We start from the raw sequence: 13,135 nt of genomic DNA, 5'->3' as shown, positions 1-13,135 counted from the left end.
GCCAGGCCGCCCCTTACTGACTCGCCGTCTTGGTCAGGCCGGCCTCGAAACCCATCTTCTGCCACCGTTCCTTCTGGGTCAGCTTCTTGTCGTCCCCGCCCCCGCAGGCCGCGAGCGAGAACAGCAGGGCGGTCAGCCCAAGAAAACGGATGGTCTGGATCAACGATGCCTCCTGCCGGGACCGAGGCGTTCATAGCAGAGAAGCCATCCGGGGCGAAAGACGCGGCGGAACGGCGCTCCGCTCTTCCCTTCTCCCCCTTCCCCTGGGCGCGAAACACGCCGATATATCTCGGCCAACCAACCTCGCCACGCCCGAAGGAGATCGCAGGACGGATGCCGCGCCCCCCGATGCATACGCTGGACGCCGTCGCCGCCCTGCGGCAGACGGTGCGCGACTGGAAACGGCAGGGCCTGACCGTGGGGCTGGTCCCGACGATGGGCGCGCTGCACGAAGGGCATCTCAGCCTGGCGCGCGCCGCGCTGGCGCAGGCGGACCGGGTGATCGTCTCGATCTTCGTCAATCCTACCCAGTTCGACAATCCGTCGGACCTGGCAACCTATCCGCGCACGTGGGACGACGACCGGCGCCTGCTGGCCGATGCCGGGGTCCATGTGCTGTACGCCCCCACGGTCGCCGAGATGTATCCGGCGGGCTTCGCCACCCATGTTTCGGTCGCCGGCGTGTCGGCCGGGCTGTGCGGCGCCCACCGTCCCGGCCATTTCGACGGGGTGGCGACGGTGGTGTGCAAGCTGTTCCTGCAAAGCCAGGCCGACATGGCCTTCTTCGGCGAGAAGGATTTCCAGCAGATCCACGTCGTGCGCCGGATGGCCACCGACCTGGACATCCCGATCCGCCTGGTCGCCTGCCCGACGCTGCGCGAGGCCGACGGCCTGGCCATGTCGTCGCGCAACCGCCGCCTGGCCGGCCCCGAACGCGACCAGGCGCGGCGCCTGCCTGAAACCCTGCGCGACGCGGCACGGCGGATCGCGGTCGGCGATTCCGTCGCCGCCGTGCTGGCGCAGGCGCGCGAGCGACTGGTGGCCGGCGGTTTCGCCGAAATCGACTATCTGGAACTGCGGGCCGACGCCGACCTGGCGTCCCTGGCGCATTATGACGGCCGGCCGGCGCGCCTGCTGGCGGCGGCCCGGCTGGGCACGGTCCGCCTGATCGACAACATGTCCGTCCCCACCAAGGCCTGAATCAGGGCCTCGAACAATCCGGGCCTTGAACCGTCCCTCCGGCGTCAGGCGTCCAGGCTGCGCGCCTCGTCGGGCAGCATGATCGGAATGCCGTCGCGGATCGGAAACGCCAGCCTGGCCTGGCGGCTGATCAGCTCCCCGGCCTCGCGATCATAGATCAGAGGCCCCTTGGTGACCGGGCATACCAGGATGGACAGCAGGCGCGGATCCAGAGGCGGCTGGACGGTTTCGGACATCAGATGGCTTTCCCGCTCGACGCGCGCCATGTGCGACGCATTCGACAGGGTTCTAAAGCCAAGACCGGCCGAGGTGAAGACCCGTCACGCAAGAGGGCCGGACCGGCGTCCAGGGCGGGTGTTGGGGGCAGGTGTTGGGGGCGGGCGTTCAGGATGGGCGCCCCTCGTCATCCACCCCATGGCCGCCCAGATCGAGCAGCGCCTGCAAGGTGCGCGCGCGGTCATTCAGCGTGCCCGACTCCAGCAGCGCCTGCTTTTCCGCCGTGGCGAAGGGACAGATCATCGGCAGGGTGATCAACAGGGCCTCGTCGTCCATCTGCTCGATCACGGTCCAGCGCGCGCCGAAACCGCGGCGGCGGCAATAGCGCCGCAGCGCGGCGATCATCCGCGGCCGGTCGAAGAACAGCCCTTCGCCCTCGGTCAGATCCCCGGCGAAGGACGAGGCGTCGATTCGTCCCAGGCGATAGCCGCGACGCGGCCGCGCCTCGCGCAGCAACCGGAAGCGGCTCAGCCCGGTCAGGGTCACCGCATAGGTCCCGTCCGCCCGCTCGGTCATCGAGGTGATGCGCCCGATGCAGCCGATGTCATACAATGCCGCCGGGCCCGCGAATCCGAATTCGTCCCCAGCCGCGGCGTCCCCGTCCGCGGTGTCTCCATCCTCGGCGTCTTCGTCCAGCGCGTCGCCGCGCGGCTGGATCATGCCGATCAGCCGCGCCCCCGCCAGCGCATCCTCCACCAGCGCGACATAACGCGGCTCGAACACGTTCAGCGGCAACTTGCCGCGCGGCAGCAGCAACGCCTCGCGCAGCGGGAACAGGCCCAGCTCGGGCGGGATATCCGCCAGCGTCATGTCGCGCGGACGCGGCAGGGCGCGCGGGATATCCTCGCCCCGGCTCAACGCCGCGCCGCCGCCGGGCGACCCGTCATGAAAACAGCAGCGACGACATGCGGCGGCGCGCCTGCAGGGTCGCCGGGTCGTCATGGCCCCAGGAATCGAACAGGCGAATCAGTTGCAGCCGCGCGGCGTCGTCGTTCCAGGCCCGATCCTGGCGCATGATGGCCAGCAGCTCGTCCGCCGCCTCCTGCCGCTTGCCGGCCGCGTTCAGGGCGGCGGCCAGCTCATAGCGGGCCTCGTGATCCGCCGGATTGGCCGCCAGGCGCCGGCGCAGCCCCTCGGCGGCCTCGGCGGCCTTGCGTCCCTCGCGCTTCAGCTCCAGCGCGGCGCGGGCGCCGGTGACCTCGGCATGGTCGGCGATCTTGGCCGGCACGTCGGCCAGCACGCCCTCGGCGGCGTCCTCGTCGCCCATCAGGATCAGCGCACGCGCCAGCCCGCCCCAGGCCGCGGGGTTTTCGGGCTCGATCTCGATGGTCTGGGAAAACAGGCCGGCCGCCTCCTCGGCGCTGTTGGCCTCCAGCGCGGCCCGGGCGGCGGCGATCAGGTCGGCCGACGGCATGCCGCCCCCGCCCGCTTCCTTCAACAGCCCCTCGACGAAGCGCCGGATCTCGCTCTCCGGCAGGGCCCCCTGGAACAGATCCAGGATCTGCCCTTTCCAGAAGGCCGCCACCAGGGGAATCGACTGCAACGGCAGCCCGACCTGCGTCAGTTGCTGGGCCAGCGCGCGATTGGCGTCGATGTCGATCTTCACCAGCTTCACCCGCCCGCCGGCCGAGCGGACGATCTTCTCCAGCACCGGGGTCAGTTGGCGGCACGGACCGCACCAGGACGCCCAGAAATCGACCAGCACCGGCAGGCTGCGGCTGGCTTCCAGCACGTCCTGCATGAAACTGTCCTGGGTGCCATCGACGATCAATCCGGCATCGCCGCCTCCCCCGGCGGCGCCCACAGCGGCGGCCGTCGGCACGCCCGATTCGTCCACCAGGCCGCCAACGGCGTCCGCCGCGGCGCCACCTCGTCCTGTGCGGGACTGACCGATGATGTACTCCATGAAACCCGATCCTGCTTGCCTGACTGGTGATCCGCCGCTGCCCGCCCCCGGCCACGCCCGGCCGTCCCCGGGCCCGGTCACCCGACCGGCGCGCCCAACGACATCACCATGATACCCCATAACATTGTCGCCCGCCTCCCGTCCCACAAGCGCCGATGCGGACGAACGACAAAAAACGCCCCAGATGAATTTTACCCCCTTGCCAGCCCCCCCGCTTTCCCCTAAACCGCCGTTCACCGACACGATGCGGGCGTAGCTCAGGGGTAGAGCACAACCTTGCCAAGGTTGGGGTCGAGGGTTCGAATCCCTTCGCCCGCTCCAATTTCCTCCAAGGAAATCAGAGCGTTACGAGAAGGCCGCCGTAAGGCGGCCTTTCGCTTTTTTGTGTTAGACACCACCTAGACACCACGGGCTTAGACGAGTGTCGGCCGAGCAAGGGTGTGTTGAAAGGCGGACGCGCAACGCCGCGCATGACGTTGGCCCTGCAGAAGGCCCACGGGCTCTGCATTCCTTGCCCATGATCCCGCACGTGTCTTTTGAGGCAAAGAATGTCTCACGGCTGGGAGAGCGGATTTCAGATGAGTCCGCCAGGAGCCAGCGCTTGATGGCCTCGATCTGGTCGGAAAGCTCTCGGTCATCGACGGAGCGGGCGAAAATTACCGCGCCGACCATCGCCGTCATCGGGACGGCCTGATCGCGCCTCGAACTCCAGATATCCGAGCGGAAGCTAGCCAGAAGACTCTGCCAGCTACTCTTGAGCACCTCACGCGGGCTGAACGCCGAGTTTCGGGCTTCTGCTCACAACGATTATGAGGAGTGCCGCGATTAGGCAGAGCATACCTGACACGAAGAACGCCGGCAGATAGCTGCCAAGCAGCGTGCGCGTTACGCCAGCGCCGTACGCGGCCGCTGCCGCGCCTATCTGATGGCCGGCGAAGATCCAACCGAAAACGATGTTGGCCTTGTCGCGGCCAAAGCGCTCGATCGTCAGTTTAAGAGTCGGTGGAACCGTCGCAATCCAGTCGAGCCCGTAGAACATGGCGAAGAACGATAGGCCCCACAGGGAAAAGTCCGAGAAGGGGAGATAGACAAGGGAGAGGCCACGCAGACCGTAGTACCAGAACAGCAGCCGGCGATTGTCGAACCGGTCCGACAGCCATCCCGATCCCACTGTTCCAAAAAGATCGAAGACCCCCATCATCGCTAGGACGCCCGCAGCCGCCACGGGAAGAATGCCGAAATCCCCGCAGAGCGGAACGAAGTGGGTTTGGATCAAGCCGTTGGTACTCGCCCCGCAGATGAAGAAGGTGAAGAACAGGACCCAGAACACGGGAACCGCGGCGGCCTCCTTGAGGACGGCGATCGGGATCGACAAAAGCGACCATAGCGAGAGATGGTTGTGCGCTGGCGTCGCTTCCGATGTTGGGCGCATTGCCTCACGCTGAATGTTACCGATAGGGTTTGCGTTCCGGGCTGGTGATGACGTCGATTGTCGTTCTGGCCGGGAGGCGAAGAATGGCGAGGCGGATCAGCATGGCGACGCGGGTCGAACTGGTATCGGCGATCAGGGATCGTTACCGATCATGCGGCGGGTCCGAAAAGACGCCTGTTCTCGACGAGTTCGTGGCGGTGACGGGCTATCATCGCAAGCACGCGATTCGGCTCCTTCGCAAAGACGAGGAGCCTCCCCGCCTTGGGAAGCGGACTGCGACACGCTATGGGGACGACGTCCGCGACGCCCTGGTAGCCGTGTGGGAGGTTTCCGACCGTTTATGCTCCAGGCGGCTCAGGGCGATGATCCCCGTGCTTCTGCCAGCGCTGGAACGGCATGGCCGTCTCAGCCTGGACGCCGATTTGCGCGAAAAGTTGCTGACTGTCAGCACGGCGACGATGGACCGCCTTCTCTCGCCGGTTCGCATTGTGGCGTGCGGGGGCCAAAGGCGGCGTGCCGGGCTGAGTTCGGCGGTTCGACGCTCGGTCCCGGTGCGCACGTTCGGTGACTGGCACGATCCGCCGCCCGGCTATGTCGAGGTGGACTTCGTGGCTCATTCGGGTCCGTCGTCGACGGGGAGCTTCGTGCAGACTCTGGTGCTGACCGACATCGCGACCGGCTGGACCGAGTGCATTGCGGTGCTGATGCGGGAAAGCAGCCTGGTGATCGCCGCTCTCGACCGGGCGCGTCAGCTGTTTCCATTTGATCTGCTCGGTGTCGATTTCGACAATGACAGCGCCTTCATGAATGATCTCGTGGTTCCGTGGTGCCGCAACCAGGGACTGGTCGTCACCCGCGCCCGCGCCTACCGGAAGAATGACCAGGCCTGGGTTGAGCAGAAGAACGGCGCCATCGTCAGGCGGCTCGTCGGGTATGGCCGACTGGTCGGCGCGGAATCGGCAGCGGCCCTGGCCGGGCTCTACGAGTCTGCGCGGCTTCATGGCAATCTGTTCCAGCCGTCGTTCAAGCTGCGTGAGAAGACGCGGACCGGCGCGCGGGTTATCAAGCGCTATCATCCGCCCCTGCCGCCGGCAGCGCGTGTTCTGGCTCATCCGGATGTCACCCCGACCGACAAGGGAAAAATCGAGGCGATGCTGGCCTCGGCCGATCCTGTGCTTCTGTTCGCGGAGATTCGGGCGGCGCAGGAGGAGTTGGGCCGGCGTGTCGACCGCCGGGGCCTGGGCGTGCAACCGGCAGAGTCCGATGCTATCGACCTGGCAGGCGGGCGAAACCCGTCCGACGCACCGTCGCCCTTACCGGCGTCAGAAGCCCATTCCGCGACGGCCGAGTATGTTCGATCCTCACGAAGCGCAGATCCGGGCGTGGCTTGAGGCGGAGCCGGCGCTGCCCGCGACGGAGGCGCTACGCCGTCTCCATGAGATCGATCCCGGGCATTTCGGAGACAGGCAGCTCCGGATCGTTCAAATCACTCTCAAGGCGTGGCGTCCCCAGGCCGCCGAACAGTTCATCCTCGGTCGGCACTGGAAAGAGGCGTCACCGGGATATCCTCCCGCCGCGGCGGGAGGATATCCCGGCTCCCTTTCCGTCGACGATCCTCAGTAACATTTTCAGATGAGGCAACACGAGGGGTCAGTTCTTCAATTCGTTTGACACCAAGCAGAGGCTGAACTCGCAATCAAGGCTATGAGCGACCTGGCGGGTTCTGCTGCTGCTCAGCCCATTATTGCAGTAATCAACGCTAACGGCGGCGTCGGACGACAGAACAAAGATCGCCTCTTCGAGCTGCGCTTCGCATACGCGCTGCATCGCGCCGGGCTCGTACCGACTTACGAAGTTCCGGGAGAAGGCGCTGCCACGATCGATTTTGGCTTCGCGAATCGCGGTCAGGAGTGGGCAGTTGAGCTGCTTCGGCTCGGCGAAACCCGCGCAGCCGCCGCAGCAACGACCCAAACCGTGGATGAGCACGGCGTCGCTTGGAGCGGCCGGCTTCTTTCGACCACGGCTGATGACCGCAGAGCAGCCTGCAGGATCTTGCCGATCACTTCGGCGTCTCGACAGCGCCAGCTTCCAACGCCGGTGAAGAAGTCTACCCGGGCACGCCCGGCATGGTGATGCGCGAACGCGATGGCGCTCGCATTCTACAGTCGATGACCTGGGGCTTTCCCGTCCGATTGAAGATGATGAAGCCCGGATCGAAGCCCATCCCGGTCAACAACATTGCCGATCTCGCCAAGGGCTTCTGGGTCGATCTCGCGCGCAAACCCGAATGGCGCTGCATCATCCCGGTGACGGGCTTTGCCGAAGCAGAGGGCGCGAAGGGTTCGAAGACCGCACATGGTTCAATGTCAAAGACCAGCCCATCTTTGGCTGGGGCGGATTGTGGCGCGACAGCGAGGAATGGGGTCCGGTTTATTCGGGCGCCATGACGGACTGCAACGAGGCCATCCGGCCAGTGCATGATCGGATGCCCGTTCTGTTGATGCCGAACGAGTACGACACTTGGCTCCATGGTAGCTTTGACGACCTGATGTCGTTCCAAAAACGCTGCTTTCCTGACGAACTGATTGAGATGAACCGGACGCCCGAGCCTTGGGTCAAGCGCAAGGCGGCCGGAACGCAGGAAGCGTTGATCTAGCCGGGGGAAAGCCTTCCCCCTGGCCGGCGCCGAGGTCGCCGGCACATCCCCATCTGCGGGAGACCCCGCAACGCCCCCCGGTAGAGTGAGAGCGCAGACCGGGTTCGTGCTCACGACCTGGCCTCCAGCACGCGGGCGGTATCGACGGTCTGCCGCATCCGCACGATTTGGCCGCCGGCGACCTCCCACACATGGACATAGGCAGCTTCAAGCCGTTTGCCCGTCACCACATGGGTGCCGGTCATCATGCCCATCGAGACGACCTTATCGCCGTCAGCAGCGAACAGGTCGCTTCCGTGCAGCGCATAATCACGCCAGTCCTTCAGCACGGGCATGAGGACGCCTTCGGCCACTGCTTGAGGGCCGCGGCCGGTAGGCTTGTATGGCCAGCCGGCGACCACGCTCCATTCCATGTCGGGTGAGAGGAGCCCCAGCGCCGCCGGAGCATCTCCGCGTTCCAAGGCGCCGTAAAAGGATTTCACGATGTCGGTTGGGGAAGTCATGGCCGATCTCCTCGATCAGGAACGGGCTGGCCGCCGGGAGCCGTGCGACCAGCCTTGTGTGAAAGCGTTAGGCGAAAACCGTCTTGATCTCGGTCGCGACCTGCGGGCCGTTTTCGTCCAGGACGAAATGACCGGCATCGAGCCAGACCAGCTTGGCGTCAGGCAGATCGTTGAGGTAGGCGCGCGCACCGGGCGGAATGAAGAACGGGTCGTTCTTGCCCCACACGATGAGCGTCTTCGGCGTGTGCTCGCGGAAAGCGGCCTGCCACTCCGGATAGAGGGCGATGTTGGACTTGTAGTTCTCCAGCAGGTCGACCTGATAATCCTGCACGCCGGGGCGATCGAGCAGCGCCTGATCGAGCACCCAATTGTCCGGATTGATCGCCTCGGGGTCCTTGGCGCCGACCAGCCAATGGAACTTGGTCCCTTCGATGCTCACGAAGTCGCGCGCTGGCTTCTCCGTCTCGGGCGTGCGGTTCTCCCACAGCGGCAGCAGCACGCTCTTGGGCGCGTCGCCGACGCCTTCCATGTAGGCGTTGGCGTTCTGGATGATGAAGCCCTTCACCTTCTCCGGGCGCTGCGTGAACAGGCGGAGCCCGATCGGGCCGCCATAGTCCTGCATGTAGAGGATGTAGTCCTCCAGCCCGAGAACATCGACCAAGCCGGCGATGTGAGTGGCCAGATTATCGAAGGTGTAGGTGAACTCGTCGCGCGAGGGCGCATCGGAGTGGCCGAAGCCGATATAATCCGGGGCGATCAGGTGGAAACGGTCAGCCAGGGCGGGGATCAGATCGCGGAACATTTGGCTGCTGGTGGGCAGGCCGTGCAGCAACAGGATAGTCGGCGCGGCCAGGTCGCCAGCTTCGCGATAGAAGATCTTGCGGCCGTTGACGGTGGCGGTGCGGTGATAGGTTTGGGTGGTCATGATGTGGGTCTCCTTGGCGTGGACGAACCGGCTTGGTTGCCGTCCCTCTCGAAGACCCTTTTCGCCCCTTCCGAGATTAAGAGGCAGACGCTAATATCGGTAGGAGACCTCTCATTCAGCGGAAGGCCTTTTGGACCGTCTCGACGCCATGTCCGTGCTGCTCGCAGCCGTAGAGAGCGGAAGCCTTTCGAAGGCGAGCCGCACATTGCGGCTGCCGCTCGCCACGGTCAGCCGCAAGGTCGCGGAACTGGAAGCGCATCTCAGCGCAACGCTTGTCATCCGCTCCGCCAAGGGGCTTGAATTGACGCCGGCAGGCCGGTCCTACGTCGCGGGTGCCAAAGCCATCCTCGAGCAATTGAGCGAGGTAGAGCGCGCTGCGGCCGGCGAATATACCGAGCCCAAGGGCGACCTCGTGGTGACGGCGCCGATCATGTTCGGCCGGCTGCATGTGCTGCCCGTGGTAACGCGCTTCCTTGAAGCCTTCCCCGACGTCGCCGTGAAACTGGAGCTGACCGATCGGGTGACCCACTTCCTCGACGACCAGGTTGATGTCGCCTTGCGAATCGGCGACCTGCCGGACAGCAACTTGATCGCGACCCGCCTCGGATCGGTGCGAAGGGTCATGTGCGCCTGCCCGACTTACCTTGCGACGCAGGGCATCCCCAAAACGTTGGAGGAGCTGGCGCAGCACAACGTGATCAGCTTCGAAAGCGTGTCTGCGCCGACCACCTGGTCATTCGAGGCCGAAGGTGTCCCGGTGAACGCGACTTTCAGGGCCCGTCTTTGCGTCAACACGATTGACGCGGCGATTGATGCCGCCCTCGCCGGCGCGGGTCTCGTCCGTGCCGTCTCCTACCAGGTCGCCGAACTGGTCCGAGCGCAGCGCCTGGCCGTCGTGCTTGAGGGCTTCGAGCCGTCGCCGCGGCCGGTGCATCTCGTTTATGACCGGCAGAACCGCCTTCCGTTGAAGCTCCGCGCTTTCGTCGATTTTGTCGTTCCCCGCCTGCGCGACCGCATAGCCCAGGCGACGCTCGGCTAACCGGCATAGTTACAGCAGGCGCAATAAGAACTAGACTGGCTCCGTGAAATTACATGGAGTGAAATAAGTGGATCGCCTCGAAGCGATGTCGATCGTGCTGCTGGCCGTGGAGAGGGGCAGCATGACTGCCGCCGCAAAGGAGCTGAACATCCCGCTACCGACCGTCAGCCGGAAAATCAGCGACCTTGAGGCGCATCTGGGGACGAAGCTCCTCCAACGCTCGACTCGCAAGCTCACGCTGACCGACGCCGGCGCGAGTTACGTCGAGGGCGTCAAGCGGATCATGGAGCAGATCGATGAGGTCGAAAGAACCGCATCGGGTGAATATAATCGCCCGCGCGGCGAGCTGGTGCTGACGGCGCCATTCCTGTTCGGCCAGAAATATATCCTGCCAATCGTCACGGACTTCCTCGCCTCCTTCCCTGAAATCAACGTCCGCCTGCTCCTCTCCGATCGCAACCTCCACCTCTATGACGATCACGTCGACATGGCGGTGCGTCTCGGCGCGTTGCCGGACAGCAGCATGATCGCGACGCGTGTCGGTACGATGGACACGCTGGTCTGCGCCTCGCCGGAGTTGCTGGCCAGCCACGGCACCCCCAAGCATCCAAAGGACTTGGAGAAGCTGCCCTGCGTCATCTTTGCGGGCCCAGCGACGACGACCTGGACCTTTCGCGATGCGGGGGCAAAGCGCGATTTTGCTGTCGACATCACCGCTCGCCTGTCCGTCACGTCGGCCGAGGCCGCATTGCAGGCGACGCTGCGCAACACCGGCTTCAGCCGGCTCTATCGCTATCACTGCGCGGATGCCCTGCGCGCCGGAACGCTGGTGCAGGTGCTCGGCGACTTCGACGTCGATCCTATCCCTGTGCATCTGATCCATGCAGCCCGTGGTCAGATGCCGCTCAAGATGCGCGTCTTCCTTGACCTAGCCGCCAGCCAGCTCCGCGCAGCGCTTTCGGATCTGAAGGCCGGGTAGCCTTTCAGAGCCGAGCGACAACCCTATTGGGCGCTCGATCTTCTTTCACCCAGTGAAAGCAATAGTCTCGAAATGAGCGTATTATTAGTTTGGCCGTAATGTCGCATTTTCTCCTCACCGGAGCCGAGGTGGCCCCGCTCAAAGGAGAAAGACAATGGCCCGCATCGCCATCCCCACGATCGAAGAAGCACCCGCCAAATCCCTGCCCATCCTGCGCAACTATGTGCAGGTCCTCGGCCTGGTCCCCAACTTCTTCGCGATGATTTCGCAGTCACCGGACGCCCTGAAGGCGATCGCCGACATGCACGCGACGCTCGGCAAGAGCCTGGGTCACAAGACCCGCGAGCGCATCCATATCATGACCGCCGAGGTGAACGGCTGCAGCTACTGCCTGACCGCCCACACCTTCCTCGGCGGAAAACTCCAGGGCCTCGCCGCCGACGACATGGAGCTGAACCGCGACGGTCACTCAACCGATCCGCAGGCCGACGCAGCGCTGCAGTTCGCCTACAAGATCGCCAAGTCGCGCGGCCACATCGAAGCCGCCGACGTCGAGGAAGTGCGCGCTGCCGGCTTCACCGATCAGCAGATCATCGATATCGTCGCCGAGACTGCTTTCAGCTTCATCACCAACATCTTCAACAACACCTTCGCGACGGAACGCGATTCAGCTTTCCCGCCGCTCAGCGTGCGAAAGGCCGCCTGATGCGTGGATAAGCCGGGCGTCCGCGCCCGGCCTACCTGCCGCGGGCCCGTCCCGGTTGCCCGCAATCGAAACCAAAAACCGCCCATCGCGTGCCGACGTAACGCGAGAGGCCACTCCCACTAATCCCAAACAGCAAGGCCGCCCGAGAGGGGGGCCAAAGGACACTCGCATGACCACGGTCGTGATCCCCGTTTACGATGAAGTGACGCAGCTCGACTTCACCGCCCCGCATCAGTTCCTCACATTGGTACCCGACATCACGGTGATCGTCGCCTCGATCGGCGGCGCGCCGGTAAAGACTGGCGGCCTGGTGTTCGACCAACTTGCCGACCTCGACACCATCGAGCAATGCGACGTGCTGCTGGTCCCCGGCGGGCTCGGCTGCATCAACGCGATGGAAAACCCGCAGTACCTCTCGGCCGTGCAACGCTTGGCCAAGACGGCCACTTACATCACATCGGTCTGCTCGGGCTCGATCATTCTCGGGGCCGCAGGGCTCCTCACCGGCCGCCGTGCGGCATCGCATTGGGCGTGGCTCGATTTGCTGCGCGCTTTCGGCGCCGTCCCCGAGAAAGCGCGTGTGGTACGCGACGGCAACCTTATCACCGGCGGTGGCGTGACGGCGGGCGCGGATTTCGCCCTGACCCTCATCTCCGAGCTGCGCGACGAAGACACGGCGCAATGCGTGCAGCTCGCGCTCGAATACGACCCGCAGCCGCCGTTCGATGCCGGCAACGCGGACACCGCACCGACCCACATTCGCTACATGACGATCGACCAGATGGGAAAGTTGATGGGCGACGCTCGTCAGCGCGTGGAGGCCTTTGCGGGCCGCGGACGCTAGATCCCGGTGGGCGGGTTTTGCACGATGCAAGACTCGCCCATTGATGCGCCACGCTCACAACATTCGGCAAGATCGCGTCGTGACGTAGAGATCGTGCACGCCCGGCGCTCACATCAACGAAAGAATCTACTTCGCATGGCGCAAGTATTTTTTCTCTGCTCTGCGCCACGCCACTACGCCATCTGAATACTTGTTGAACCACCCCATTTTCTTCCTTTTCTAATCATCCCCGTCGCCAACCGCATGCCGCGATTGGCCAACGACGGGGACGATCGTGGCGGCAGCTCCGCTCCATTCCGAGGCCTTCTCACGCGGCGCGCGCATGCTGCGCACCGCGCTCGGCCCGGCAATCGCCGCCTTCCTCGAAGACCCCTCGATCGTCGAGGTGATGCTCAATCCCGACGGCCGGCTTCGGCCAAAGAGTTCCGTCGCGATCGAGCGCGCGGCAACGTCGCGCATATAGCGGGATCTCAGCGTACGCGCGTCCAGTGCGTCGCAATTGCGGCGCAGCCCATGTCGGCGCCCGTGCCGCTCTCGATATATCCCTGCGCGATGGTGGGCATCCGGTGCCGCGCGATCCGGCGAGATCGTCGGTCGCCGTCGCGTCTGACAGCCCGATTCTGCTCATCGCTCGCTCCGTGCCGAGCGCCCCACCGAAGGGGCCGCCTC

The 13,135-nt window shown here is 64.9% G+C and carries 16 protein-coding genes, 1 tRNA gene and 1 pseudogene; 11 read left to right on the top strand and 7 right to left on the bottom strand.

Features of this window, described 5'->3' with window-relative positions:
- Positions 1-13: 13 nt before the first annotated feature.
- Entirely contained in the window at positions 14-163 is a 150-nt protein-coding gene (locus AAC691_RS18475; protein ID WP_176641191.1) for a hypothetical protein, read from the bottom strand.
- 170 nt (positions 164-333) lie between these two features.
- Here AAC691_RS18475 and panC point away from each other — a divergent pair, with 170 nt between their 5' ends.
- Positions 334-1,200 carry a pantoate--beta-alanine ligase gene (gene panC, locus AAC691_RS18470; protein WP_342628015.1) on the top strand — a complete coding sequence of 289 codons (867 nt, stop codon included), beginning with the start codon at positions 334-336 and terminating at the stop codon, positions 1,198-1,200.
- Between the two features lie 44 nt (positions 1,201-1,244).
- Here panC and AAC691_RS18465 read toward each other — a convergent pair whose 3' ends face one another.
- The 3 genes from AAC691_RS18465 to AAC691_RS18455 all read right to left on the bottom strand — a co-directional run bounded on the left by AAC691_RS18465 (position 1,245) and on the right by AAC691_RS18455 (position 3,382).
- On the bottom strand, positions 1,245-1,436 hold the full coding sequence (locus AAC691_RS18465) for a Trm112 family protein (RefSeq protein WP_342628014.1): 192 nt from the start codon (positions 1,434-1,436) through the stop codon (positions 1,245-1,247).
- 148 nt (positions 1,437-1,584) lie between these two features.
- Positions 1,585-2,286 carry an LON peptidase substrate-binding domain-containing protein gene (locus AAC691_RS18460; RefSeq protein ID WP_342630269.1) on the bottom strand — a complete coding sequence of 234 codons (702 nt, stop codon included), beginning with the start codon at positions 2,284-2,286 and terminating at the stop codon, positions 1,585-1,587.
- A gap of 73 nt (positions 2,287-2,359) precedes the next feature.
- A complete protein-coding gene (locus AAC691_RS18455; RefSeq protein WP_342628013.1) occupies positions 2,360-3,382 on the bottom strand; it encodes a co-chaperone YbbN in 1,023 nt (340 codons plus the stop codon).
- Positions 3,383-3,628: 246 nt separating this feature from the next.
- On the opposite strand from AAC691_RS18455, the gene AAC691_RS18450 reads away from it, so the two are divergent.
- A tRNA-Gly gene (locus AAC691_RS18450) sits at positions 3,629-3,703 on the top strand.
- Between the two features lie 442 nt (positions 3,704-4,145).
- Here the strand turns inward: AAC691_RS18450 and AAC691_RS18445 are convergent.
- Complete coding sequence (locus AAC691_RS18445; RefSeq protein WP_342628012.1) at positions 4,146-4,814, bottom strand: MFS transporter; 669 nt, start codon at positions 4,812-4,814, stop codon at positions 4,146-4,148.
- Positions 4,815-4,897: 83 nt separating this feature from the next.
- Between AAC691_RS18445 and AAC691_RS18440 the strand changes: the two genes are divergently transcribed.
- The 4 genes from AAC691_RS18440 to AAC691_RS18425 all read left to right on the top strand — a co-directional run bounded on the left by AAC691_RS18440 (position 4,898) and on the right by AAC691_RS18425 (position 7,470).
- Positions 4,898-6,205, top strand: a complete 1,308-nt coding sequence (locus tag AAC691_RS18440; RefSeq protein WP_342628011.1) for a transposase family protein — start codon at positions 4,898-4,900, stop codon at positions 6,203-6,205.
- Between the two features lie 313 nt (positions 6,206-6,518).
- On the top strand, positions 6,519-6,947 hold the full coding sequence (locus tag AAC691_RS18435) for a hypothetical protein (RefSeq protein ID WP_342628010.1): 429 nt from the start codon (positions 6,519-6,521) through the stop codon (positions 6,945-6,947).
- On the top strand, positions 6,941-7,261 hold the full coding sequence (locus AAC691_RS18430; protein ID WP_342630312.1) for a hypothetical protein: 321 nt from the start codon (positions 6,941-6,943) through the stop codon (positions 7,259-7,261). Before AAC691_RS18435 ends, AAC691_RS18430 begins: the two co-directional genes overlap by 7 nt.
- Entirely contained in the window at positions 7,213-7,470 is a 258-nt protein-coding gene (locus AAC691_RS18425; protein WP_342630268.1) for an SOS response-associated peptidase family protein, read from the top strand. The genes AAC691_RS18430 and AAC691_RS18425 overlap by 49 nt, the downstream gene beginning before the upstream one ends.
- Before the next feature lie 110 nt (positions 7,471-7,580).
- Here AAC691_RS18425 and AAC691_RS18420 read toward each other — a convergent pair whose 3' ends face one another.
- Positions 7,581-7,973, bottom strand: coding sequence for a nuclear transport factor 2 family protein (locus AAC691_RS18420; RefSeq protein ID WP_342628009.1), 393 nt, complete (start codon positions 7,971-7,973; stop codon positions 7,581-7,583).
- Between the two features lie 67 nt (positions 7,974-8,040).
- A complete protein-coding gene (locus AAC691_RS18415) occupies positions 8,041-8,898 on the bottom strand; it encodes an alpha/beta fold hydrolase (RefSeq protein WP_342628008.1) in 858 nt (285 codons plus the stop codon).
- A gap of 130 nt (positions 8,899-9,028) precedes the next feature.
- Here AAC691_RS18415 and AAC691_RS18410 point away from each other — a divergent pair, with 130 nt between their 5' ends.
- The 5 genes and pseudogenes from AAC691_RS18410 to AAC691_RS18390 form a co-directional block, all read left to right on the top strand.
- Positions 9,029-9,937: a LysR family transcriptional regulator gene (locus AAC691_RS18410; RefSeq protein ID WP_342628007.1), complete on the top strand. Its 909-nt coding sequence runs from the start codon at positions 9,029-9,031 to the stop codon at positions 9,935-9,937.
- A 67-nt stretch (positions 9,938-10,004) separates the two neighbouring features.
- Complete coding sequence (locus tag AAC691_RS18405) at positions 10,005-10,916, top strand: LysR family transcriptional regulator (protein ID WP_342628006.1); 912 nt, start codon at positions 10,005-10,007, stop codon at positions 10,914-10,916.
- Positions 10,917-11,070: 154 nt separating this feature from the next.
- A complete protein-coding gene (locus tag AAC691_RS18400; RefSeq protein ID WP_342628005.1) occupies positions 11,071-11,622 on the top strand; it encodes a peroxidase-related enzyme in 552 nt (183 codons plus the stop codon).
- A gap of 169 nt (positions 11,623-11,791) precedes the next feature.
- Complete coding sequence (locus tag AAC691_RS18395) at positions 11,792-12,466, top strand: DJ-1/PfpI family protein (protein WP_342628004.1); 675 nt, start codon at positions 11,792-11,794, stop codon at positions 12,464-12,466.
- A 274-nt stretch (positions 12,467-12,740) separates the two neighbouring features.
- Positions 12,741-12,878 (top strand): annotated as a pseudogene (locus AAC691_RS18390) (P-type conjugative transfer ATPase TrbB); the annotation flags it as partial.
- Between the last annotated feature and the right edge of the window lie 257 nt (positions 12,879-13,135).

This window comes from Nguyenibacter vanlangensis, assembly GCF_038719015.1.
Classification (GTDB): Bacteria; Pseudomonadota; Alphaproteobacteria; order Acetobacterales; family Acetobacteraceae; genus Gluconacetobacter; species Gluconacetobacter vanlangensis.
This window is presented reverse-complemented; position numbering and strand designations above follow the sequence as displayed.